The organism is Nocardioides psychrotolerans (assembly GCF_900113685.1).
Classification (GTDB): domain Bacteria; phylum Actinomycetota; class Actinomycetes; order Propionibacteriales; family Nocardioidaceae; genus Nocardioides; species Nocardioides psychrotolerans.
Genome location: NZ_FOQG01000006.1, coordinates 147,867 through 168,085, shown reverse-complemented (window position 1 = coordinate 168,085; position 20,219 = coordinate 147,867). Strand labels below are relative to the sequence as shown.

The window sequence follows — 20,219 nt, the reverse complement described above, 5'->3', positions numbered from 1 at the left end:
GTCGTCCCGGTCCCGGTCTCGGGTGCCAGGACGCAGGCCACTGCCACCTCGCCGACCGCCGACCCAGCGGACCTACTGGGTGAAGGGTTCGCAGAGACTGCCGGTGTCGACGCCTGCACCTCCGGCACACAGGTCGCCGTCGGGTCCGCCGTCGAGCCTGTCGCTGCCGTCCTCCCCGTAGAGGCGATCGTTGCCGGCTTCTCCGAACAGGTCGTCACTACTCGCCCCTCCGTAGAGGAGGTCCCCGTCCCCGCCGCCGTACGCCCGGTCGTTGCCGTCGCCCCCCTGGAGCACGTCGCCCCCCGCGTGGCCGAAGAGGGTGTCGTTGCCGGGTGCCCCGTAGATCCGGTCGTTCCCGGCACCACCGTTGAGGAGGTCGTTGCCGGTGCCGTTGGGGTAGTAGCTCTCGCCGTAGAGCTTGTCGCTGCCGACACCGCCGAAGAGCTTGTCGTCGCCGGGGTTTCCGTAGAGCTTGTCGTTGCCGTCACCGCCGTTCATGAAGTCCTTCCCGCTGCCGCCGGAGAGCTCGTCATGACCAGGGCCTCCGATGAGCTGGTCGTCGGCGTCGAAGCCGGAGAGCTCGTCGTCGCCGGTGCCTCCGTAGGCCTTGTCGGCTCCCTCGTTGCCGAAGACCTTGTCGGCTCCCTGGTCGCCCAAGAGCAGGTCGGCGCCGAGGTTTCCGTAGATGCGGTCGGGTCCTGCTCCTCCAGACACCCGGTCCTCGCCGGTCCCTCCGTAGACGCTGTCGCCGTAGAGGCGGTCGGCGCCGTCGCCTCCCATGATGGTGTCGTTGCCGGCGAGACCGCAGATGATGTCGTTGCCTTCCAGACCGACGATGGTGTCGTTCCCCTGGGTGCCGCGGATGACGTCGACTCCAGCTGTCCCGTAGGTCGTCTGGTTCGGGTTCGCCACCTGGATGGTCACCACCGCAGCTGCCGCGGTGCCGTCACAGGGGGGCAGCGGAGGCTGGACCGTGGTCCGCTCGGTGTCCTGGTTGTCGGTCAGGAAGGGGTCGGCTTCGTTCGCCACCACGGAGGCGGTGTTGGAGACCACACCCGCCTGGTTCGGGGTCACCCGGATCTCCACCTGCGACGAGGCGCCAGGGGCCAGGTTGGGGACGCCGCACGTGACGGTTCCAGAAGTGTGGGTGCAGCCCGCGGAGGCGGACGCGAACGTGACACCGCTCGGCAACGGGTCGCTGATCGTGACCCCGGTCGCGGTGGCGGCGCCCGCGTTCTGGACGGTGATCGTGTAGGTGAGGATCTGGCCGGCGTTCACGGGATCGGGTGAGTCCGTCTTGGTCAGGGACAGGTCCGCCGCTGCGCTCGACGGTTGGGTGAGCTTGGTGACGAAGGCGTCGTGCGCCCCGGCGTTCGCTGCTTGCAGCGGTGCGCCCGTGGGGAAGTTCGTGGAGGACGTCGTGCCGGTCACGTAGACGTCATCTGTGTCGACCGCGATGCCATAGCCGATGTCGCTGCCCGAGCCGCCCAGGTAGGTCGAGAAGTCGAGGGCGGAGCCCGTCGCATTGAAGCTGGTGACGAAGGCGTCGAACGGCTTGGCCGGCTGGAGCGCCGCCTGCGTGGGGAACCCGGAGGAGAACGTGTTTCCGGTCACGAAGGCCGAGCCCGCCGCGTCGACTGCGATCGACCGGCCGTAGTCGGCGTCCGAGCCCCCGAGGTACGTCGAGTAGACGAGGGCCGAGCCCGTCGGGTGGAGCTTGGTGACAAACGCGTCGATGGAACCGGCCTTGGACCCCTGCAGAGCGGCGTGCAGGGGGAAGTTCGTCGAGGTTGTGTGGCCGGTCACGTAGGCCGCCCCCGAGGCGTCGACCGCAACCCCGTAGGCGACATCGCTGCCCGAGCCCCCGAGGTACGTCGAGTAGACGAGACCGGAGCCCTTGTCGTTGATCTTGGTGACGAACGCGTTGAAGGCCCCGGCACGGGCCGCCTGGAACGGGGCCTGGGTGGGGAAGTTCGAGGACGACGTGTAGCCGGTGACGTACGCGGTGCCGACCGGATCCACCGCGATCCCGTAGGCGTGATCGGTTCCTGACCCTCCGAGGTACGTCGAGTAGTCGAGCGTGGAGCCCGTGGCGTCGAGCCTGGTGACGAAGGCGTCGTACGACCCGGCGCTCGACCCGTGCAGCGGAGCCTGGGTGGGGAAGTCCGTGGACGATGTGGACCCGGTCACGTAGACCCGGCCGGCCCGATCGAGCGCGATCCCCTGCGCCAGCTCGGCCCCCGAGCCCCCGAGGTAGGTCGAGTAGACGAGTGCCGAGCCGTTGGCGTCCAGCTTGGCGACGAAAGCGTCGGTGGGGGTGGGCCCGCCCGGGCTGGATCCCGGGGCCAGCGCACCCTGGAACGCCGCCTGGACAGGGAAGTTCGGTGAGTCGGTGTAGCCGGTCACGTGCGCCTGCCCCGTGCGGTCGACCACGACTCCGGCGCCGGAGTCCGCCCCTGAGCCGCCGAGATACGTCGAGTAGACGAGCCCCGTGCCGGCGGCGTTGAGCTTGCTGACGAAGACGTCGGCTCCCGAGGTTCCGCCGGCACCCTGACCGTTGGCGTCCTGCACCACCGATCCGGGCCCGAGCGGGGAACGCGTGGGGAAGTTGGTGGAGTAGCTGACACCGGTCACATAGGCGCTCCCCGCATCGTCGACCGCGATCCCGTGGCCCTCCTCGTCGTTCGCACCACCGAGGTAGGTCGAGTAAGTGAGGGTGGGGTCGATGACGAGTGGGCGCCGAGGGTCGTAGGCACCGACAGAGAAACCGACCTCGTCGCCCCTGAGTTCGAAGCGTCCGTCAACGGGGACCCGGAGGCCGGCCATCCTCTGGTAGATGACCGGTGCCGCCTGCGTGACGGCACCGTGCGCCGTGGTGATGATGAGACTCCGGTCCTGGATCACGACCCCCTCCGCCCCCGGGAAGCCGAACCGAATGCTCGCCGGATCGGCGTGGGGGGCCACTTCGAAGTCGTACTCGAGCGTGCCGTCGTTCGTGCCGTAGTAGGTGACGTCTACTCCCGGGAGGACGTCGTCGTACGAGACGCGGGCGAAAGTCGCGATGCCGGTGTGCCAGGCGCGTGCGTCGTTGCCGACGAGGTAGTTGACCTTGCCAGAGAGAGGCTCCAGGGCCGCCGAGGTCGCGGAGGTGTCCGCGCCAGTGAACGCGAGGCGGACGAAGTCCTGGTCACTGTCCGTTCCGAGGGACAGAGTCGCACCGGTCGCGTCGATCGCCAGGCCGAATCCCCGACCGCGGGACACGAAGTCGTAGCGGTCCGGAACCTGGCCGAGGTTGGGTTCGAAGGCCAGGGGAAGCTCCCCGTAGGCGGCTACCGCGCCGTCCTGAGCTGCCGGTGCCGGGACGTCGCGGCTACTGACCCCGGGCTGCAATGCCGTGAACGCGAGACCCGCGGCAAGGACGGTGACGGCCAAGCCCTTGTGCCGCCGCGAATGGAGCACCAACGCGGCCGGCGGCTGAGACTGATGCACTGGCACTTCGCTGGCTCATTTCCAAGCGAAGGCTGAAGACGGTCGCGCCCGAGTCGACTCGGCCAGCAGTCGCCCGCTAGGGGGACATGCTTCCCGTGTTGGACCGATCAGCATATGACTCCGCGGTCGGATTGGTAAGGGCCTGCACGTCCAGGACTGGTCGGGTGGTTGCCGCTCAGGCTCGGGGCCGGACCGTGGGTGCCGTGACCCTGGGAGCAAGAACGTCGAGAGACGACTCGAGGCCGGGACCCCCATCTCTGGGAGCCCCGGCCTCGGGACCGGGGGAATTCCCCCGGAATGCGTGCGCGAGGGGGGATTTGAACCCCCACGCCCTTTCGGACACTGGCACCTGAAGCCAGCGCGTCTGCCGTTCCGCCACTCGCGCATGTAGCCGGGTAAGGCTATCCCAGCTCCCGATCAGGGCCCAAACCGGGCCGGAGGGTGCATCAGTCTGACCCCACGTCCCGATACGATCGTCGGACCCCGGCTCGGTGCCGGGGTAGTCGGCATGTCTGCGGAAGGAGGCGACGTGAGAGGACTGCAACGCTTCGAGCAACGGCTCGAGCAGATGATCTCGGGTGCCTTCGCGCGCGCGTTCCGCTCCGCGGTGCAGCCGGTGGAGATCGCCGCCGCGCTCCAGCGCGAGTGCGACAACAACGCCCAGATCCTCTCCCGCGACCGCCGGCTGGTGCCCAACGACTTCCACGTCGAGCTCGCACAGACCGACCTGGACCGCCTCGCGACCTACGAGGACGCGATGGCCCAGGAGCTCCTCGACCAGCTCCAGCAGCACGCCGACGCCCAGGGCTACGTCTTCACCGGCCCGGTCAAGCTCGGCTTCGAGCCGGCCGACGACCTGACGACCGGCCGCTTCCGGATCCGGAGCTCCGCGCAGGCCAAGGTCACGGGCAACGCCTCCCACACCCAGGTACGCCGGGCCCACGCGCTGCTGGACGTCAATGGCACGCAGCACCCCCTGCACGCGCCCGGGCTGGTCGTCGGTCGCGGCACCGAGGCCGACGTACGCATCAACGACCCCGGCGTCAGCCGGCGCCACATCGAGTTCCTCGTCACCGGTCACGGAGACGACCTGATGGTGGAGGTCCAGGACCTCGGCTCGACCAACGGCATGCTCGTCGACGACCGCAAGGTACCGAGGGCCACGCTCCGCAACGGCTCACGAGTGAAGGTGGGCAACACGACGATGACGGTCCGCGTGATCAAGGACGATGCCGATGTCTGAGCTGACCCTCTTCCTCATCCGGGTCGCCTACCTGGCGATCCTCTGGATCTTCGTGCTCTCCGCGATCTCGGTGATCCGCTCCGACATGTTCGGCGCCCGGGTCCCCGAGACCGCGCGCGCGGCCGGCCGCGACGCCAAGGCCGGCAAGCAGCCGAGGCAGAAGCCCCCCGCCAAGCGTCGCGGCTCACCGACCCAGGTCGTGGTGACCGCCGGCACCAGCGAGGGCGCGACCGCGGACCTCCAGAACGCCCCGATCCTCATCGGACGCGGCACGGACGCGGCGATCCGTCTCGAGGACGACTACGTCTCCACCCGCCACGCCCGCATCGCAGCCTCCGGTGACCAGTGGTTCGTCGAGGACCTCGGGTCCACCAACGGCACCTACATCGGCACCGTCCGCATCACCCAGCCGACCACGATCACCCTCGGCACCCAGGTGAGGATCGGCAAGACGATCCTGGAGCTGCGCAAGTGAGCTCGCCGCTGCGACTCCACTACTCGGCGATCTCCGACGTCGGCCGGGTCCGCAAGGACAACCAGGACTCCGGCTACGCCGGCCCGTGGCTGCTGAGCGTCTGCGACGGCGTCGGCGGTGCGGCGCGCGGCGACATCGCCTCGAGCACCGCGATCCAGCAGCTGCGCGAGCTCGACGACCCGCCGGCCGACGACACCGGCTCCGGCCTGCTCGACCGGGTCACCGACGCGCTGCACGAGGCCCACGTGCGCATCGGCAGGCTCGTCGACGCCGACCCCGCCCTCAACGGCACCAGCACCACCGCGACGGTGGCGCTCTTCGACGGCTCCCGCATCGGCCTGGGCCACGTCGGCGACAGTCGCGCCTACCTCTTCCGCGACGGCGAGCTCTCCCAGCTCACCAAGGACCACACCTTCGTCCAGTCGCTCATCGACGAGGGCCGCATCACCGAGGAGGAGTCGCGGGTCCACCCGCACCGCAACCTCATCCTCAAGGCCCTCGACGGGATGCACGAGGCGGAGCCCGACCTCTTCATGATCGAGCTCGTCGACGGCGACCGGGTCTTCCTCTGCAGCGACGGCGCCTGCGGCGTCCTCGACGACGGCCGCCTGGCCGACATCCTCAACACAGGCAGCCCCGACTTCGCCGCCGTCGAGCTGGTGCGCGCCAGCCTCGAGGCCGGCAGCTCCGACAACGTCACCTGCATCGTGGCCGACGTCGTCACCGAGGAGGCCGCGCTGGCCGACCCCGAGATCTCCGGCCTCGAGCCGCTGCTCGTGGGCGCGGCGGGCGAGCTGCGTCGACGTACGCCGCGTGGCGCCAAGGGCCCCCTCTTCCGCGGCCACCGCTCCGGCGACACCGGCGAGCTCGACCCGATCGAGGACGAGATCCCCGAGGGCGTCCGCGCGGTCCCCGCCGACCCGGTCGACCCCGAGACCGCCCGCTACGCGCCCCGACCCCCGGCGCGCTTCCAGTGGCTCAAGCGGGCCCTGGTGCTCGCGATCCTCGTGGGCGTGGTCTGGGTCGGTGTCGCGGCCGCGTGGTCGTGGACCCAGGACCAGTACTTCGTCGGCGAGCAGGACGGCAGCGTCGTCATCTACCGCGGCATCAACACCGACCTCCCCGGCGTCCCGCTCAGCTCCCTCTTCATGACCAGCGACGTCGAGATCGAGCGGCTCTCCGACTACGACGCCGGGCGCGTGCGCGACGGCATCGAGGTCGCCGACCTCGACGCGGCCCAGGAGACGGTCCAGAGCCTGGCCACCGAGATGACGCCGACCGACGAGGCCGGCTGAGATGCCCCAGACCTCCGCCCTGATGGGCTTCGTCCACCGGCGCCGTCGGGGCGCCGAGCTCTTCTTGCTGGTCCTCGCGCTCGCGGTCGGCGTCGGCGCCTACGCCGCCGTCGGCATCGGGGTCGAAGGCAGCGTCCCGGTCGACATCGTCAGCTATGGCGGCTGGCTGGCCGGGCTGGTCGTCGCCGCCCACGTCGCGGTCCGTTTCGTGGCGCCCTACGCCGACCCGGTGCTGCTCCCGCTCGTCGCCGCGCTCAACGGGCTCGGGCTGGCGGTCATCCACCGACTCGACCTCACCGAGGGCACCACCTTCGCGCGCCAACAGCTCACCTGGATGACCCTCGGGGTGCTGCTGTTCATCGGTGCCCTGGTCGTCCTGCGCGACCACCGGGTGCTGACCCGCTTCACCTACACCTTCGGGCTGACCGCGATCCTCCTGCTGCTCCTGCCGCTGGTGCCCGGCGTCGGCAAGACCATCAACGGCGCCAAGATCTGGATCGGCGTCGGCCCCTTCAGCTTCCAGCCCGGCGAGGTCGCCAAGGTGCTGCTGGTGGTCGCCTTCGCCGGCTACCTGGTGCTGCACCGCGACGCCCTGGCCCTGGCCGGGCGGCGCTTCCTCTTCGTCGACCTGCCCCGCGGGCGTGACCTCGGGCCGATCCTCGCGATGTGGCTGGTCAGCCTCGGCATCCTGGTCTTCCAGAAGGACCTCGGCTCCAGCCTGCTGTTCTTCGGCCTGTTCCTGGTGATGCTCTACGTCGCCACCGAGCGTCCCGGGTGGCTCGTGGTCGGCTCGGCGCTGTTCCTCAGCGGGGCCCTGTTCGCGTGGCGCGCCTTCGGCCACGTCCAGGACCGCGTGGACATCTGGCTCAACCCCTTCCAGTACTACAACAACCCGACGCCGCCCTTCAGCGACCAGATCGTCGAGACCATGTTCGGCATGGCCTGGGGCGGGCTGATCGGGCGCGGCTTCGGCGAGGGCGACCCGACCCGGATCAGCTATGCCGAGTCCGACTTCATCATGGGCGCCATCGGCGAGGAGCTCGGCCTGACCGGCGTCATCGCGGTCCTGCTGATCTACGGCCTGATCGTCGAGCGCGCGCTCCGCGCCGCCCTGATCTCCCGGGACGGCTTCGGAAAGCTCGTCGCCGTCGGGCTGGCGAGTGTCGTCGCCCTCCAGGTCTTCGTGGTCATCGGCGGCGTCACCCGGCTGATCCCGCTCACCGGCCTGACCACTCCCTTCCTGTCCTACGGAGGCTCCTCCCTGGTCGCCAACTGGGTGATCATCGCGCTGCTGCTGCGCATCTCCGACCAGGCACGACGACCGATCCCGGACCTGTCCGGGCAGGACGAGGAGCCTGACGAGATGAACACCCAGGTGATCAGGCTGTGAACAAGCCGATCCGCACGATCTCGATGTTCTGCCTGCTGCTCTTCGTGGCGTTGATGCTCAACGCCACCTACCTGCAGTTCTGGCGCGCCGACTCCCTCGACAACGACCCGCGCAACCGCCGGGTCATCGAGGCGGCCTACTCCCGCGAGCGGGGCGCGATCCTGGTCGGCCGCGAGCCGATCGCCGAGAGCGTCCCGAGCGACGACCGCTACGAGTTCCAGCGCACCTACCCGATCCCGTTCAAGTACGCCCCCGTCACCGGCTACTTCTCCTTCTTCAGCCAGACCGCCATCGAGCAGACCCAGAACGAGGTGCTCTCCGGCGAGGACCCTCGGTTGTTCGTCACCAAGCTCGTCGACCTGCTGAGCAACGACCCCAACAAGGGCGGCAGCGTCCAGCTGACGCTCGACCCCGAGGCCCAGGACGCCGCCTACGAGGGTCTCGACGCGCTGCCCGGCGACGTCGAGGGCTCCGTCGTGGCGCTCGACCCCGCGACCGGCAAGATCCTCGCGATGGTGTCGCTGCCGACGTTCGACCCCAACAAGCTGGCCTCCCACGACCTCGACGAGGTCACCTCGGCCTACGAGCGGCTCGACGCCGACGAGTCCGAGCCGCTGGTCAACCGCGCCATCGCCAAGACGCTGCCCCCGGGCTCGACGTTCAAGATCGTCACGGCCGCGGCCGCCATCGAGAGCGGCAACTACACCGCCAGCTCCGAGGTGCCCGGCGGTGCGACCTACCGCCTGCCCCAGACCTCCGGCGAGAGCGGGGTGATCGACAACGAGGGCCGCGACTGCGGCACCGATCGGATCCCCTTCGTGCAGGCCATGGAAAATTCGTGCAACACCACGTTCGCCGCGCTGGCCAACGAGCTCGGGGCCGAGGCGATGCTCAAGCAGGCCGAGGCGTTCGGCTTCAACGCCACCTACCTCGAGGACCTGCGGCCCCAGGCCGAGTCGGTCTTCCCCGAGGACATGAACCCCCCCGAGACCGGCCAGTCCGGCATCGGCCAGTTCGAGGTGCGCTCCACGCCGCTGCAGATGGCGATGGTCGTCGCCGCGGTCGCCAACAACGGCATCGTCAAGCGGCCCTACATCGTCGACGAGGTCCAGTCAGCCGAGTACGACGTGCTCGAGAAGACCGAGGACAGCGACTTCTCCCAGGCGATCTCCTCCTCGACCGCCGCCGACCTCACGCAGCTGCTCGTCTCCACCGTCGACAACGGCACCGCCAGCCCGGCCGCGATCCCCGGGATCAGCGTCGCCGGCAAGACCGGCACAGCCCAGAGCGGCATCGACGACGTGCCGCCCTACGCGTGGTTCGTCTCCTTCGCACCGGCCGACGACCCACAGGTCGCCGTGGCCGTGATGATCGAGTCGGCCGACATCCCCCGCGGCGAGATCGCCGGTGGCCAGCTCGGCGGCCCGATCGCGAAGGCTGTCATGGAGGCGATCATCAATGACTGACTCCACCGGACCCGTCCAGGCGGAGCGCTTCGCCGACGACGGCCGCCGCTACCGCCTCGACTCCCGCATCGCCACCGGCGGCATGGGCGAGGTCTGGCGGGCGACCGACACGACGCTGGGCCGTGAGGTCGCGGTCAAGCTGCTCAAGCACGAGTTCGCCGACGACCCGACCTTCCGCTCCCGCTTCGAGACCGAGGCCCGCCACGCGGCCGCGCTGCACCACCACGGGGTCGCCGGCGTCTATGACTTCGGCGAGGCCGGCGCGACCGACGGCTCCGGGCAGCCGCGTCCCTTCCTGGTGATGGAGCTCGTCGACGGCGAGCCGCTCTCCGACCTGCTCAGCGGCGGTCGCGCCCTCGACCCCGAGGTGGCGCGCGACCTGCTCGCGCAGGCGGCCGACGCGGTCGCCGTCGCCCACGCCGCCGGGATCGTGCACCGCGACATCAAGCCCGCCAACCTGCTCGTGACGCACGACCGGAAGATCAAGATCACCGACTTCGGCATCGCCCGTGCGGCGGACGGCGTCGGCATCACCCAGACCGGCCAGGTCATGGGGACTCCTCAGTACCTCTCCCCCGAGCAGGCCCGCGGCAACCCCGCGACGACCGCCTCCGACGTCTACTCGCTGGGCTGCGTGGCCTTCGAGTGCCTGGCCGGTCGGCGCCCCTTCGAGGCCGAGTCCCCGATCGCCACCGCGCTGGCCCACCTCCAGCAGCCGGTGCCCGAGCTCCCCGCCGACGTGCCCGCCGACCTCGCTGCCGTCGTACGACGGGCCCTGGCGAAGGAGCCCGCCGAGCGCTACCCCGACGCGGCCGCCTTCGCTGCCGCCCTGCGTGACCCGTCCGACGCCGCCGCGACCCAGGTGGTCGCGGCGCCGGTGCCGCCGGTCCTGGACACGCAGAGCACCCAGGTCATGGCCGGCGTGCCGCCTGTCGACACCGGGCCCTCCACGGTCTCGACCCCCGTGCCCCCGCCGGCGTCCGCCCCCGGGCGGCGGACCCCGTGGGTGGCGATCCTGGTCGGGGTGCTGCTGCTCCTGCTGGCCGCGGGCGCGTTCGCGGTGCTCACCGGGGGCGACGACACCCAGGAGCCGACGACCCCGACCTCGTCCAACGGGGAGCGGGTGGTCATCGACGAGAGCGACTACGTCGACCGCCCGGTCGACACCGTCGTCGACGAGCTCACCGAGCGGGGTCTGCGGGTCGACACCATCGAGCTCGACAACGGTGGCGGCGAGACGCCGGGGCTGGTGGCCGGGGTCGACCCGTCGGGCCGGCTGCGCGTGGGCGACCTCGTCGAGGTCACCTACTGGGGCGACGCGCCCCAGGAGGAGCCGACCGAAGAGCCCACCGAGGAACCGACCGAGGAACCCACGCAGGAGCCGACCGAGACGCCGACCGAGACGCCGACCGAGGTGCCGACCGAGGTGCCGACCGAGACGACGCCGCCGGCGCAGACCACACCGCCCGTTGAGAGCACTCCCGCCGCCGGGTCGTCACCGTCCGCGGCGCAGGCCGGCACGGCCAGCACCCCCCCTGCCGTCCAGCCCACCGACTCAACGAGCGAAGGAGCGACCACCCAGTGAGCACCTCAGGTCCCGTCCTCATCGGCGGCCGCTACGAGCTCGGCGAGCTGCTCGGCCGTGGCGGCATGGCGGAGGTCCGCAAGGGCACCGACCAGCGGCTCGGCCGGGTGGTCGCGGTCAAGCGGCTGCGCACCGACCTCGCCAGCGACGCCACGTTCCAGGCCCGCTTCCGGCGCGAGGCGCAGTCGTCGGCCTCGCTCAACCACCCCTCGATCGTGGCGGTCTACGACACCGGCGAGGAGCCGTCGACCGACGGCTCCGGCGTCGCCCAGCCCTACATCGTCATGGAGCACGTCGCCGGCCGCACCCTGCGCGACATCCTGCGTGAGGACCGCAAGATCCTGCCCGAGCGGGCGCTGGAGATCACCAGCGGCGTGCTGGCTGCGCTCGACTACAGCCACCGCGCCGGGATCATCCACCGCGACATCAAGCCCGGCAACGTGATGCTGACGCCGAGCGGCGACGTCAAGGTCATGGACTTCGGCATCGCCCGCGCCATCAGCGACGCCTCCTCGACGATGACCCAGACCGCGGCCGTCGTGGGCACCGCGCAATACCTCTCCCCCGAGCAGGCCCGCGGCGAGACCGTCGACTCCCGCTCTGACGTCTACTCCACCGGCTGCCTGCTCTACGAGCTGCTCACCGGTCGGCCGCCGTTCGTCGGTGACAGCCCGGTCGCCGTGGCCTACCAGCACGTCCGCGAGCCGGCTGCCCCGCCGTCCGACCACGACACGGACCTGCCGCCCGAGATCGACACCATCGTCATGAAGTCGCTGGCCAAGCGGCTCGAGGAGCGCTACCAGTCGGCCGCGGAGATGCGCGCCGACATCGAGCGCTACCTCTCCGGGCGCCCGATCCAGGCCGTCATGTCCCCCGGCACCGAGGCCACGCGCGTCGTGCCGGTCGTCCCGCCGCTCCTCGTGGGCCTGGGTGCCCCCGGTGCCGACGAGGCGACGTTGCTCGCGCCCGCCGCGACCGCCCCACGCCCGCCGATGCCGGTGGCCGCCGACGACGACCCGCGCCGTCGTACGGGCCTGCTCGTGACGCTCGGCGTGCTGATCCTCGGGCTCATCGTCGCCGCCGCCTACTTCGTGCTGCCGGCGATGTTCGAGAGCCCGCCCGAGCAGAGCCAGGTGCCCAGCGTCGTCGGGGAGAGCCTCGACGCCGCGCGCCAGGCGATCGGTGACGCCGGCCTGACCGTCGGCGACATCAGCTATGAGGACAACGACTCGGTCCGCGAGAACCGCGTCATCAGCCAGGACCCCAACCGCGACCAGTACGTCGACCCCGGCACCTCGATCGACCTGCTGGTCTCCTCCGGCATGCCGATGGTCGTCGTGCCGTCGGTGGTCGGCCAGCTGCGCGGCGCGGCGGCCGAGCAGATCCGCGCGGCCGGGCTCAAGGTCGTCGTGGAGGAGCGCGACGCCGACGAGGACACCAACCAGGTCCTCGAGGTCTCGCCTGCCGCGGGCGCCGAGGTGCCCGTGGACAGCGTCGTGACCGTCTTCTACTCCGACGGCCCCGAGCGCATCCCTGGCGTCATCGGCGACATGCAGGGCGTCGCCGAGGAGAAGATCCGGGCCGCGGGCTTCTCGGCAGTGGTGAAGGAGGACGCCGGTTCGACCGAGCCGGCCGGCACGGTGACCGACCAGTTCCCCGAGGCTGAGCGCACGGCCGACCAGGGCGCCCAGGTGATCATCTTCGTCTCCACCTTCGTCGAGCCGACCCCGACGCCCACGCCCACGCCCACTCCCACCGACATCCCCACCACCGAGCCGCCGATCCCCACCGACATCCCCAGCCGGTCCGTCGCTCCCGGGGTCCTCGGGTCGGTGCGGGACACGGAGCGGTAGGTCGGGCTGCGGTCGGTGCATGGATCACCGGCTGACCGGTGAAACCTGCACTGGGCGGCCGAAGCATCACCCCCCATGTGACCGACTCGCCCACGAAGTCCCACCGGCCGCGAGCCACGGGTGGGGGCTCAGGGTCGCGACCCGTGAGGTCGTCTCCCGAGGCGGCAGGGGGAAGTTCAGGCGGCGGTCCCGGCTCGGTCGGTCAGCGCAGCGGCTCGGCGTAGCTGCGGCTCAACAGTCCGTCGTAGGCCGGCGCCTCGATGTCGTCCTCGACCTCGAAGTCCCACCCGACCGAGATGTCTGGGATCTCGGCGCGGGCGAGGTAGTAGGCCACGTCGGCGTCGTTGCGCACGGTGTCCTCGAGCTCGTCGGGGTCGCCGACCGCCTCGATGACATAGGGCTGGGCGTAGGGGACGCCCTGGAGCAGGACCGCGTTGCCGTGGCACTTGATGCCGGTCGTGGAGACGATGCGCTGGCCCTGGATCGTCACCGCGGTCGCGCCGCCGCGCCACATCGCGTTGACCACTGCCTGGATGTCCTGCTGGTGGACCACGAGCAGGTTGAGGTCGCGGCCGGTGGAGTTGATGACGTCCTCGGGAGCGTCCGAGAGCGTGACCGAGACGCCGGGGCCCTGGCGCGGGGTCAGGCCGGCCGGGTCCTCGAGCTCCTCGATGCGGCTCTGGAACCTGTTGACCGCACGGTCGTCGACGTCGGCGGCAAGCAGCTCGACCTCGGAGGTGAGGTCGTCGAGGCGGCTCTTGAGGTCGTCGTACTGGTCGGCCTCGTTCTGCACCAGCGATGCGAGGTCGGTGTAGCGGCCCGGACGCAGGTCGGTGCCCTCGGAGCTGTAGGCGCTGATCGTGAACAACGAGCCACTGAGGAGGACCACCAGCGGCGTCCCGATGCGCCAGACGCCGCGCTTGGCACGGAGCCGCGCGGAGTGCGGGTGCTCCGATCCCCCACCGACGACATCGGCGTCGGCGTCCGCGCGCGCGTGCTGCTCGGCGTACTCACCCTGGAGCTGGCCTTCGAGCCGCGGGTCCTCGGGAGCCGCCCCGGCGGGCCTCGCGTGGGATCCGGACGTCATGCCGACTAAGGTAGCCCGCGATCCGTGACGAGTCGTCACGGTGGCACTGCTACGAGGAGCAATACCGTGTCCAAGCTCAAGGCCAAGGATCCGTTCGCCGAGCCGAAGAAGCCCGTCGCCACCGTGCGCACGGTCATCGCGTTGCTCCTCGCCGTCCTGGGCATCGCCTGGATCGTCTACTACTACGCCGTGGTCCGCGTCGACCCGCTCGCGTTCCCGGCGCCCGCGGCCGGCGACCCGAAGTTCATGGCAGACCTGCTGGACTGGAACTACCTGATCGGCTTCGGCGCGTTCTTCCTCGGCCTCGCGATCTCCGCGCACCCCTCCACGCCCATGGGTCGCGGGCGCGGCGTCGTGGTCGGCATGCTCGGCTGCTTCGTCCTCGGCCTGCTGTGGATCTGCACGTTCTACGTGATCAGCGACGACCCCTCCAGCTTCTGGGTCTTCAACGACCTCGGCCAGAAGAACCTCTTCGTCGGCATCGGCTTCATGGCGATCGGCTTCACGTTCGCCACCCGCTGGGAGTGAGCCTCCCGCGCTGACGTCCGCGACGCCCGGTCCCCTGTGGGGCCGGGCGTCGTTGCGTCCGGCCCGGGACCAGCCTGAGTTATCCACAGGTAAGTCCACAGGTGTGGATGAGTTACACCGGTGTCGTTCTGTCCACAGGTGAGTGCACAGGTGTGGACAACCGGCCCGCCGTCGTACGACGGACCCGGCGGGCAGCGGGACTTGTCGGGCGAGTCGCTCACTTGAGGGGCGTTGCAACACCCCTCAAGTGCAGGAGTCCCCGGACATCCGGGGTACTCATGCAGGGGCGGCGCCGACCCTCAGGCGTTGAGGACGAGCGTGCGGGCGAGGATGGCGACCGCGATGACCAGCCCGATCAGCACCAGCGCAGCGACCTGCAGCTGGGTCCGACGCGCGCGCGGCGCATAGACCAGCGCGGCGGTGATGGCGACGCCGCCGACGAACCCGCCGAGATGGCCCTGCCAGGAGATGAACGAGCTGCCGAGGACGGTGATGGCGACATTGATGCCGATCCAGGTCAGCAGCGACTGCACGTTGCCACCGACCTTGTAGGCGACCACGAGCAGGGCGCCCATCAGCCCGAAGATCGCCCCGGAGGCACCGAGCGTGGCGCTGCGCTCGTCGGAGAGCCAGTAGACGAAGGCCGAGCCGGACAGCCCGGAGAGCAGGTAGAGCGCGAGGAAGCGCGCGCGGCCGAGCGCTACCTCGAGCTGGGGGCCGAAGGCGTAGAGCGCGAGCATGTTGAACGCGATGTGCCAGATCTCGACATGCGCGAACATGCTGGTGACCAGCTGCCAGTAAGAGCCGTCGGCCACACCGGGGACGTAGGACGTGGCGGCCGTCTGGCACATCGCCTCGGTCGCCCCGGGGAAGTAGCCGGAGCCGTCGGCGGTGAAGCAGGTGCCGAGCGGGCTGAGCGCCAGCTGTTGGATGAGCGCGCTGCTCTTCCAACCGGTCGCGACGACGAGCACCCACACGAACACGTTGATGCCGATGAGGGTGATCGTGGTGGCGCCGGGGTTGGCCGGCCGGAGCCCGCCGTACGCCGTGCGGCCGGCGCGCGTGGTCTTCGCACCCTCGGCGACGCAGTCGGGGCACTGGAAGCCCACGGAGGCCGAGCGCATGCAGTCAGGGCAGATGACCTTGTCGCAACGCTGGCAGTGGACGTAGGACTCCCGCCCGGGGTGCCGGTAGCACGCAGACTCCGGGACCCCGGGGACGGGAGCAGGGTGCTCGCTCAGGAACCCACGACCTCGACGGAGGTGATCACGACGGCGTCGAGCGGACGGTCGCCGGGACCGGTGGCGGTGGTGCCGATGGCGTCGACCACGTCGCGACCGGCCTGGTCGGCCACCTCGCCGAAGATGGTGTGCTTGCGGTTGAGCCACGAGGTGGCACCGAGGGTGATGAAGAACTGCGAGCCGTTGGTGCCCGGGCCGGCGTTGGCCATGGCGAGCAGGTAGGGCTTGTCGAAGACGAGCTCGGGGTGAATCTCGTCCTTGAAGGTGTAGCCCGGGCCACCGGTGCCGGTGCCGAGGGGGCAGCCGCCCTGGATCATGAAGCCGCCGATGACCCGGTGGAAGCCGAGGCCGTCGTAGAAGTTGCCCGTGCGGCCGTTGCCGGAGTCGTAGGACTTCTCGCCGGTCGCGAGGCCGACGAAGTTCTCGACGGTCGCAGGGGCGTGGTTCGGGAACAGGTTGACGGTGATGTCGCCCCGGTTGGTCTTGAGGATGGCCTGCTGGTCAGCCATGACTGCCTTTCACGTGGACTACGAGAGGATTCGAACTCCCGCGATCCTCCCACGCACGCCAAGGTCGGACGTGTGACGGGCTCGTCGGTTGGGTACGGGGGTCCGGGGGCAGCGCGTCTGCGTGCCCCTGCCGCCGCCCGGGACACCCTGGGGGTGGTCGACCCGCCAGCCCCGTGGTTGGGTAGGTGTACCGCTGACAAAGGAGTGCTCGCAATGGGACTGCGCAAGAAGAAGTCGCTGCTCGACCAGGCGAGGGGCCAGGCGAGCGACTACGTCGACGCCGCCCGTCCCCACGTCGAGGCCGCCTACGAGTCCGCACGAGACTTCGTGCAGGACACCGCTGTGCCGGCCCTGATCGACGCCAAGGACAAGGCCGCCCCCGTCCTCGCCGACGCCCGCGAGAAGGCCACGCCTGTCATCGCCTCCGGTGTCGCGATCGCCGGAGCCAAGGCCCTCGAGGCCCGGGAGAAGGCAGCCCCCATGCTCGCCGACGCCCGCGACCGGGCCACCAGCAAGGCCGCTCCGTTGATCGCCTCCGGCCACGCCCTCGCGAGCGAGAAGGCCGCGACCGCCAAGGCGCTGGCCGACGCCAAGGTCGCCCAGCTCAAGGGTGAGCCCGAGCCCCAGAAGGGCTCCAAGCTGAAGAAGCTCGTGCTCTTCACCGCGATCGCCGGTGGAGTCGCGTTCGTCGCCAAGAAGCTCCAGGGCGGCAAGGCCGAGAGCAACAACTGGCAGTCGTCCTACGTGCCGACGCCCCCGCCGACCCAGGCCGCAGCACCGGCAGCTGCCGGCGCCACCCGGGCCGATGACACCGGGGGCTCGTCGCCCGACGAGGCCTTCGCCGACGCCGCCGAGGCACCGCAACCGGTCACGACGCCCGACGAGCCCGCCGACGTCGTCGAGATCGAGGACCCCAAGGCCTGATCCACCCCGCACGACGTACGACGTCTCGACCCGTCACCTATCCAGGTGGCGGGTCGGCGTCATGTCGGGTGGCCGTCATAATCCTCGATCCACGCGTCGATGTGCTCCCACCAGCCGAAGAGCCACTCGATGCGCTCCTCGCGGCTCTCGGGGATCTCGTCGCGCGACACCTGCCACCAGCGCATGACGATCCGCTTGTCCATCGGCAGCTCGCGCCAGATGTCGCCGACCGTGAGCAGGTGGTCGAGGCCGGTGTGCGCGACCAGGACCACGTCGGCCTCCGGGGCGGCGTCGAGCGCGGCGATGAAGCCGCCGGGTCTGGGCGCGAGGACGTTGGTCATCGCCTCGGCCCGCGCTGCCATCTTGTCGAGGCCGAGGCGGTGCAGCTTGTCGATCGCCCGCTGGCGCCGCTCCGGGGTGAAGTTGCCGCCCTCGGGGAAGATCACGAACGCGTCGTCCGCGTCGAGACCCGACGCGAGCAACGCGATCTTGCTCTCCAGGTCGTCGCCCTCGGCCGGGTCGGGCGAGATGAACGACGCCGGGATCCGGCGCAGCAGCACGTCGATGACGGGGTCCCAGGCGAGGGTGTCCTTGAGGACGACGCGGGGCTCGCGGCGATACCAGTGCATCAAGGCGTGGATCAGCGTGAAGGAGTCGCCGGGACCTGCGTGACGACAGGCGACGAGGATGGGGACTCCCGGGTGCGCGTCCGGGCTCGGTCCGTCGGTGAGGATCGTGAGCTTGAGCACCCGCTTGGCCTCGCGGAAGAAGACCCACATCACGCCCTGGACCAGGTCGTAGTGGATGCCCTCGTAGTAGGGGCTGCGGATCCGGCGACCGAAGCCGCTCGCCAGCCACAGCCCCAGCAGCACGGCGAGGACGACCGCCTCCATCGTGAGGTAGACGACGAAGATCCACGCCAGGCGCAGCGCCCGCCACCGACCGGGCAGCAACGGTGAGAGCGCGGCGGCGCCGAGCAGCCACAGCGGCAGCGTGATCCACATCAGGACGGCGAGCAGCACGACGGCCGGGGCGATGACCACCCGTCGTACGACGCGGGTCAGCACGACCCGACGCCCCGCTCAGGCATCGTGCTCGGCGAGGTAGTCACGGCAGGCCTCGTAGGTCCGGTCGATGCGGGCCTCGACGGTGCTGAAGTCACGCGTGCCGAAGAGGGTGTCGTCGCGCGCGGAGGTGCCGCGGGCCGGCAGCACGTGGCACTCGACGTCGTCAGGCAGCTCGGCCAGCTCGCGGTTGAACCGGTGTCGTCGGGCGATCTCGAAGGACACCCGCGCGACCTCCCAGGGCCGCTTCGGCACGGTCAGCGGTCGGTCGATGCGACCGACCTGGAGCACGAAGACCCGCGTCGCGCCGAGCTGGACGGCCCGCCCGAGCGGGATGGAGTTGACGATGCCGCCGTCGAGGTAGTGCTCACCGTCGACCTCGGCCGGCGGCAGGATCCCGGGTACGGCGGCGCTCGCGACGACCGCGTCAACCACCGGGCCGGTGCTGAACCAGTGCTCCGCCGCGCGCTCGATGCTGGCCGCACACACCTGGAACCGGACCGGCAGCTCCTCGAACGTGATGTCGCCGAGCTCCTCGACGAGCCGCTGCTTGAGGGGCTTGGCGGAGTAGATGTGGGTGCCGGTCGAGACCGCGCGGCGCACCGTCCGCAGCGGCCGGTCGCCGTAGACCTCGCGGCCGCTCTGGTTGGCGCTGCGCCACAGGTCGAGCATCCGCTCGATGACGGCCTCGCTCGGGTCGCGCGCGACCATCGCGCCGTTGAGCGCACCCACGCTGGTGCCCAGCACGAGGTCGGGGGTGATGCCCCGCTCGAAGAGGGCACGGAGCATGCCGACCTCGACGGCGCCGAGGATCCCGCCGCCGCCGAGCACGAACGCGGTGGTCATCGACTGGTCATCGGCCTAGTCATCGGCCTAGCCGACTGCGGTCGTGGCTGCCGGACCGAATGCCTCCGGATGCTCGGCGCGGGTGCGCTGGGTCGCGCGGTGCTCGGCCCAGAAGCTCAGGACCGGGACGGTGCCGCACAGCAGCGTCACGATCGTGAAGCCCAGCTCCCAGCCGGCCTTGCGCGAGAGCACGAAGGCGGTGAGCAAGAAGATCATGTAGAGCCAACCGTGCGCCACGCCGAGGTAGGTGGTGATGAACTCACCGAGCTCCTGGCCGCCGGAGCCCTCCTCGAGGAGGTACTTCAGCGGCACGCCCACGAGGATCAGCACGATCAGCAGCACGCCGACGATCGTGGCCATGATGCGGTATCGGGTCAGGGCTCCTGTCACGCCTCCGACGGTACTGGGTCGGCCTCCGCCGGGACCTCGTGGGGGACCTCCTCCTCGCGGACGAAGCGCCACCAGATGAAGGCGGCGAACGCCCCGAACACCCACCACTCGAAGGCGTAGAGGATGTTGCGCAGCGCGGTCAGCCGCCCCGGCGGCGGCAGCTGCTCGAGCGTGGCCGGCGTCAGGCCCTCGGCTCCCGCGTTGGTCGACGGTTCGTCCGCGTCGACCACGCCGTAGGCACCGTAGAGGTCCTGGTCGACCTGCTGGATCAGGTCGGCCGTGCGCATCTGGGGCAGCACGTCGTCGGTCGGGTCGTCGTCGGCCTGGCCGGTGCCCTCAGGGGGCTGCAGCCAGGTGACGACCTCGGCGGTCCCGGTCGGCGGTGCGGGTGCGTCCGCCGGGTCGGCGACCCAGCCGCGCACGACCGGCAGCGCGGGGTCGTCGGCGGCCGAGCCGACCGCGAGCGGCGTGACGGCCCAGAAACCGTCGGCCCCGTCGACCTCGCGGCCGGACACGTAGACCGTCGACTCCGGCAGCCAGGTGCCGCTGACCGTGACCGGCTGGCCGACGAAGGCCGCCGGGAACGGGTCGTCCGGACCCATCACGTCGGCGATCGGCCGCGGCTCGAGCTCGGACAGGTCGACCGCCTCTGCGGCCCGGTTGGCCTGCCACGCGTCGTACTGCCACACCCCCAGCGACCCGGCGACCCCCACGCACGCCAGCGCCACCAGGTGGGCGCCGATCATCCGGGGGGTGAAGTAGCGGGCCACTCCTCCAGGGTACGGAGTCGTTTCACCTGCGGGTGGGTGGACGGAGTCGTTTCGCCGTACTCTC

At 70.6% G+C, this 20,219-nt stretch carries 17 protein-coding genes and 1 tRNA gene; 9 read left to right on the top strand and 9 right to left on the bottom strand.

Annotated elements, in window-relative coordinates; genetic code table 11:
- Window positions 1-72 precede the first annotated feature (72 nt).
- Window positions 73-3,432, bottom strand: a complete 3,360-nt coding sequence (locus BM204_RS09440; RefSeq protein WP_091112442.1) for an SBBP repeat-containing protein — start codon at window positions 3,430-3,432, stop codon at window positions 73-75.
- Window positions 3,433-3,791: 359 nt separating this feature from the next.
- Window positions 3,792-3,874, bottom strand: a tRNA-Leu gene (locus tag BM204_RS09435).
- A 144-nt stretch (window positions 3,875-4,018) separates the two neighbouring features.
- Here BM204_RS09435 and BM204_RS09430 point away from each other — a divergent pair.
- Genes BM204_RS09430 through pknB form a run of 7 tightly spaced genes read left to right on the top strand, consistent with a single transcriptional unit; the run spans window position 4,019 to window position 12,796 of the window.
- A complete protein-coding gene (locus tag BM204_RS09430) occupies window positions 4,019-4,732 on the top strand; it encodes an FHA domain-containing protein (protein ID WP_091112439.1) in 714 nt (237 codons plus the stop codon).
- Window positions 4,725-5,207 (top strand): FHA domain-containing protein FhaB/FipA, encoded by a 483-nt coding sequence (locus tag BM204_RS09425; protein ID WP_091112436.1) that lies wholly within the window; start codon window positions 4,725-4,727, stop codon window positions 5,205-5,207. Before BM204_RS09430 ends, BM204_RS09425 begins: the two co-directional genes overlap by 8 nt.
- Window positions 5,204-6,502: a PP2C family protein-serine/threonine phosphatase gene (locus tag BM204_RS09420; protein WP_091112434.1), complete on the top strand. Its 1,299-nt coding sequence runs from the start codon at window positions 5,204-5,206 to the stop codon at window positions 6,500-6,502. The genes BM204_RS09425 and BM204_RS09420 overlap by 4 nt, the downstream gene beginning before the upstream one ends.
- Before the next feature lies 1 nt (window position 6,503).
- Window positions 6,504-7,892: an FtsW/RodA/SpoVE family cell cycle protein gene (locus BM204_RS09415; protein WP_091112431.1), complete on the top strand. Its 1,389-nt coding sequence runs from the start codon at window positions 6,504-6,506 to the stop codon at window positions 7,890-7,892.
- The gene (locus tag BM204_RS09410) at window positions 7,889-9,358 is read left to right on the top strand and encodes a peptidoglycan D,D-transpeptidase FtsI family protein (RefSeq protein WP_091112428.1); all 1,470 of its coding nucleotides are present in this window, start codon (window positions 7,889-7,891) and stop codon (window positions 9,356-9,358) included. The genes BM204_RS09415 and BM204_RS09410 overlap by 4 nt, the downstream gene beginning before the upstream one ends.
- A complete protein-coding gene (locus BM204_RS09405) occupies window positions 9,351-10,943 on the top strand; it encodes a serine/threonine-protein kinase (protein WP_091112426.1) in 1,593 nt (530 codons plus the stop codon). The genes BM204_RS09410 and BM204_RS09405 overlap by 8 nt, the downstream gene beginning before the upstream one ends.
- Window positions 10,940-12,796, top strand: coding sequence for a Stk1 family PASTA domain-containing Ser/Thr kinase (gene pknB, locus BM204_RS09400; protein ID WP_143099704.1), 1,857 nt, complete (start codon window positions 10,940-10,942; stop codon window positions 12,794-12,796). Before BM204_RS09405 ends, pknB begins: the two co-directional genes overlap by 4 nt.
- A gap of 202 nt (window positions 12,797-12,998) precedes the next feature.
- Here pknB and BM204_RS09395 read toward each other — a convergent pair whose 3' ends face one another.
- Window positions 12,999-13,883, bottom strand: coding sequence for a DUF881 domain-containing protein (locus BM204_RS09395; protein ID WP_091112423.1), 885 nt, complete (start codon window positions 13,881-13,883; stop codon window positions 12,999-13,001).
- A 66-nt stretch (window positions 13,884-13,949) separates the two neighbouring features.
- On the opposite strand from BM204_RS09395, the gene BM204_RS09390 reads away from it, so the two are divergent.
- Window positions 13,950-14,411 (top strand): cell division protein CrgA, encoded by a 462-nt coding sequence (locus tag BM204_RS09390; RefSeq protein WP_091112422.1) that lies wholly within the window; start codon window positions 13,950-13,952, stop codon window positions 14,409-14,411.
- 299 nt (window positions 14,412-14,710) lie between these two features.
- On the opposite strand, the gene BM204_RS09385 is transcribed toward BM204_RS09390, so the two are convergent.
- Together BM204_RS09385 and BM204_RS09380 are read right to left on the bottom strand one after the other, a co-directional pair.
- A complete protein-coding gene (locus BM204_RS09385) occupies window positions 14,711-15,535 on the bottom strand; it encodes a rhomboid family intramembrane serine protease (RefSeq protein WP_170259233.1) in 825 nt (274 codons plus the stop codon).
- A 113-nt stretch (window positions 15,536-15,648) separates the two neighbouring features.
- Window positions 15,649-16,161: a peptidylprolyl isomerase gene (locus BM204_RS09380; protein ID WP_091112420.1), complete on the bottom strand. Its 513-nt coding sequence runs from the start codon at window positions 16,159-16,161 to the stop codon at window positions 15,649-15,651.
- A gap of 213 nt (window positions 16,162-16,374) precedes the next feature.
- Here BM204_RS09380 and BM204_RS09375 point away from each other — a divergent pair, with 213 nt between their 5' ends.
- Window positions 16,375-17,085, top strand: a complete 711-nt coding sequence (locus tag BM204_RS09375; protein ID WP_091112417.1) for a DLW-39 family protein — start codon at window positions 16,375-16,377, stop codon at window positions 17,083-17,085.
- A gap of 59 nt (window positions 17,086-17,144) precedes the next feature.
- On the opposite strand, the gene BM204_RS09370 is transcribed toward BM204_RS09375, so the two are convergent.
- From BM204_RS09370 to BM204_RS09355, 4 genes are read right to left on the bottom strand one after another with little or no spacing between them, the layout of a single operon-like run.
- A complete protein-coding gene (locus BM204_RS09370; RefSeq protein ID WP_218031294.1) occupies window positions 17,145-18,152 on the bottom strand; it encodes a 1-acyl-sn-glycerol-3-phosphate acyltransferase in 1,008 nt (335 codons plus the stop codon).
- Window positions 18,153-18,167: 15 nt separating this feature from the next.
- Window positions 18,168-18,995, bottom strand: coding sequence for a patatin-like phospholipase family protein (locus tag BM204_RS09365; RefSeq protein ID WP_091112415.1), 828 nt, complete (start codon window positions 18,993-18,995; stop codon window positions 18,168-18,170).
- Between the two features lie 27 nt (window positions 18,996-19,022).
- On the bottom strand, window positions 19,023-19,385 hold the full coding sequence (locus BM204_RS09360; RefSeq protein ID WP_091112413.1) for a DUF3817 domain-containing protein: 363 nt from the start codon (window positions 19,383-19,385) through the stop codon (window positions 19,023-19,025).
- Window positions 19,382-20,155 carry an SURF1 family protein gene (locus tag BM204_RS09355; RefSeq protein WP_170259232.1) on the bottom strand — a complete coding sequence of 258 codons (774 nt, stop codon included), beginning with the start codon at window positions 20,153-20,155 and terminating at the stop codon, window positions 19,382-19,384. Before BM204_RS09355 ends, BM204_RS09360 begins: the two co-directional genes overlap by 4 nt.
- Window positions 20,156-20,219 lie beyond the last annotated feature (64 nt).

Coding starts and splice junctions, on each gene's coding strand:
- BM204_RS09425 (WP_091112436.1), top strand. CDS start 4,725: ATGTCTGAGCTGACCCTCTTCCTCATCCGGGTCGCCTACCTGGCGATC.
- BM204_RS09415 (WP_091112431.1), top strand. CDS start 6,504: ATGCCCCAGACCTCCGCCCTGATGGGCTTCGTCCACCGGCGCCGTCGG.
- BM204_RS09405 (WP_091112426.1), top strand. CDS start 9,351: ATGACTGACTCCACCGGACCCGTCCAGGCGGAGCGCTTCGCCGACGAC.
- BM204_RS09395 (WP_091112423.1), bottom strand. CDS start 13,883: ATGACGTCCGGATCCCACGCGAGGCCCGCCGGGGCGGCTCCCGAGGAC.
- BM204_RS09385 (WP_170259233.1), bottom strand. CDS start 15,535: ATGCGCTCGGCCTCCGTGGGCTTCCAGTGCCCCGACTGCGTCGCCGAG.
- BM204_RS09380 (WP_091112420.1), bottom strand. CDS start 16,161: ATGGCTGACCAGCAGGCCATCCTCAAGACCAACCGGGGCGACATCACC.
- BM204_RS09375 (WP_091112417.1), top strand. CDS start 16,375: ATGGGACTGCGCAAGAAGAAGTCGCTGCTCGACCAGGCGAGGGGCCAG.
- BM204_RS09365 (WP_091112415.1), bottom strand. CDS start 18,995: ATGACCACCGCGTTCGTGCTCGGCGGCGGCGGGATCCTCGGCGCCGTC.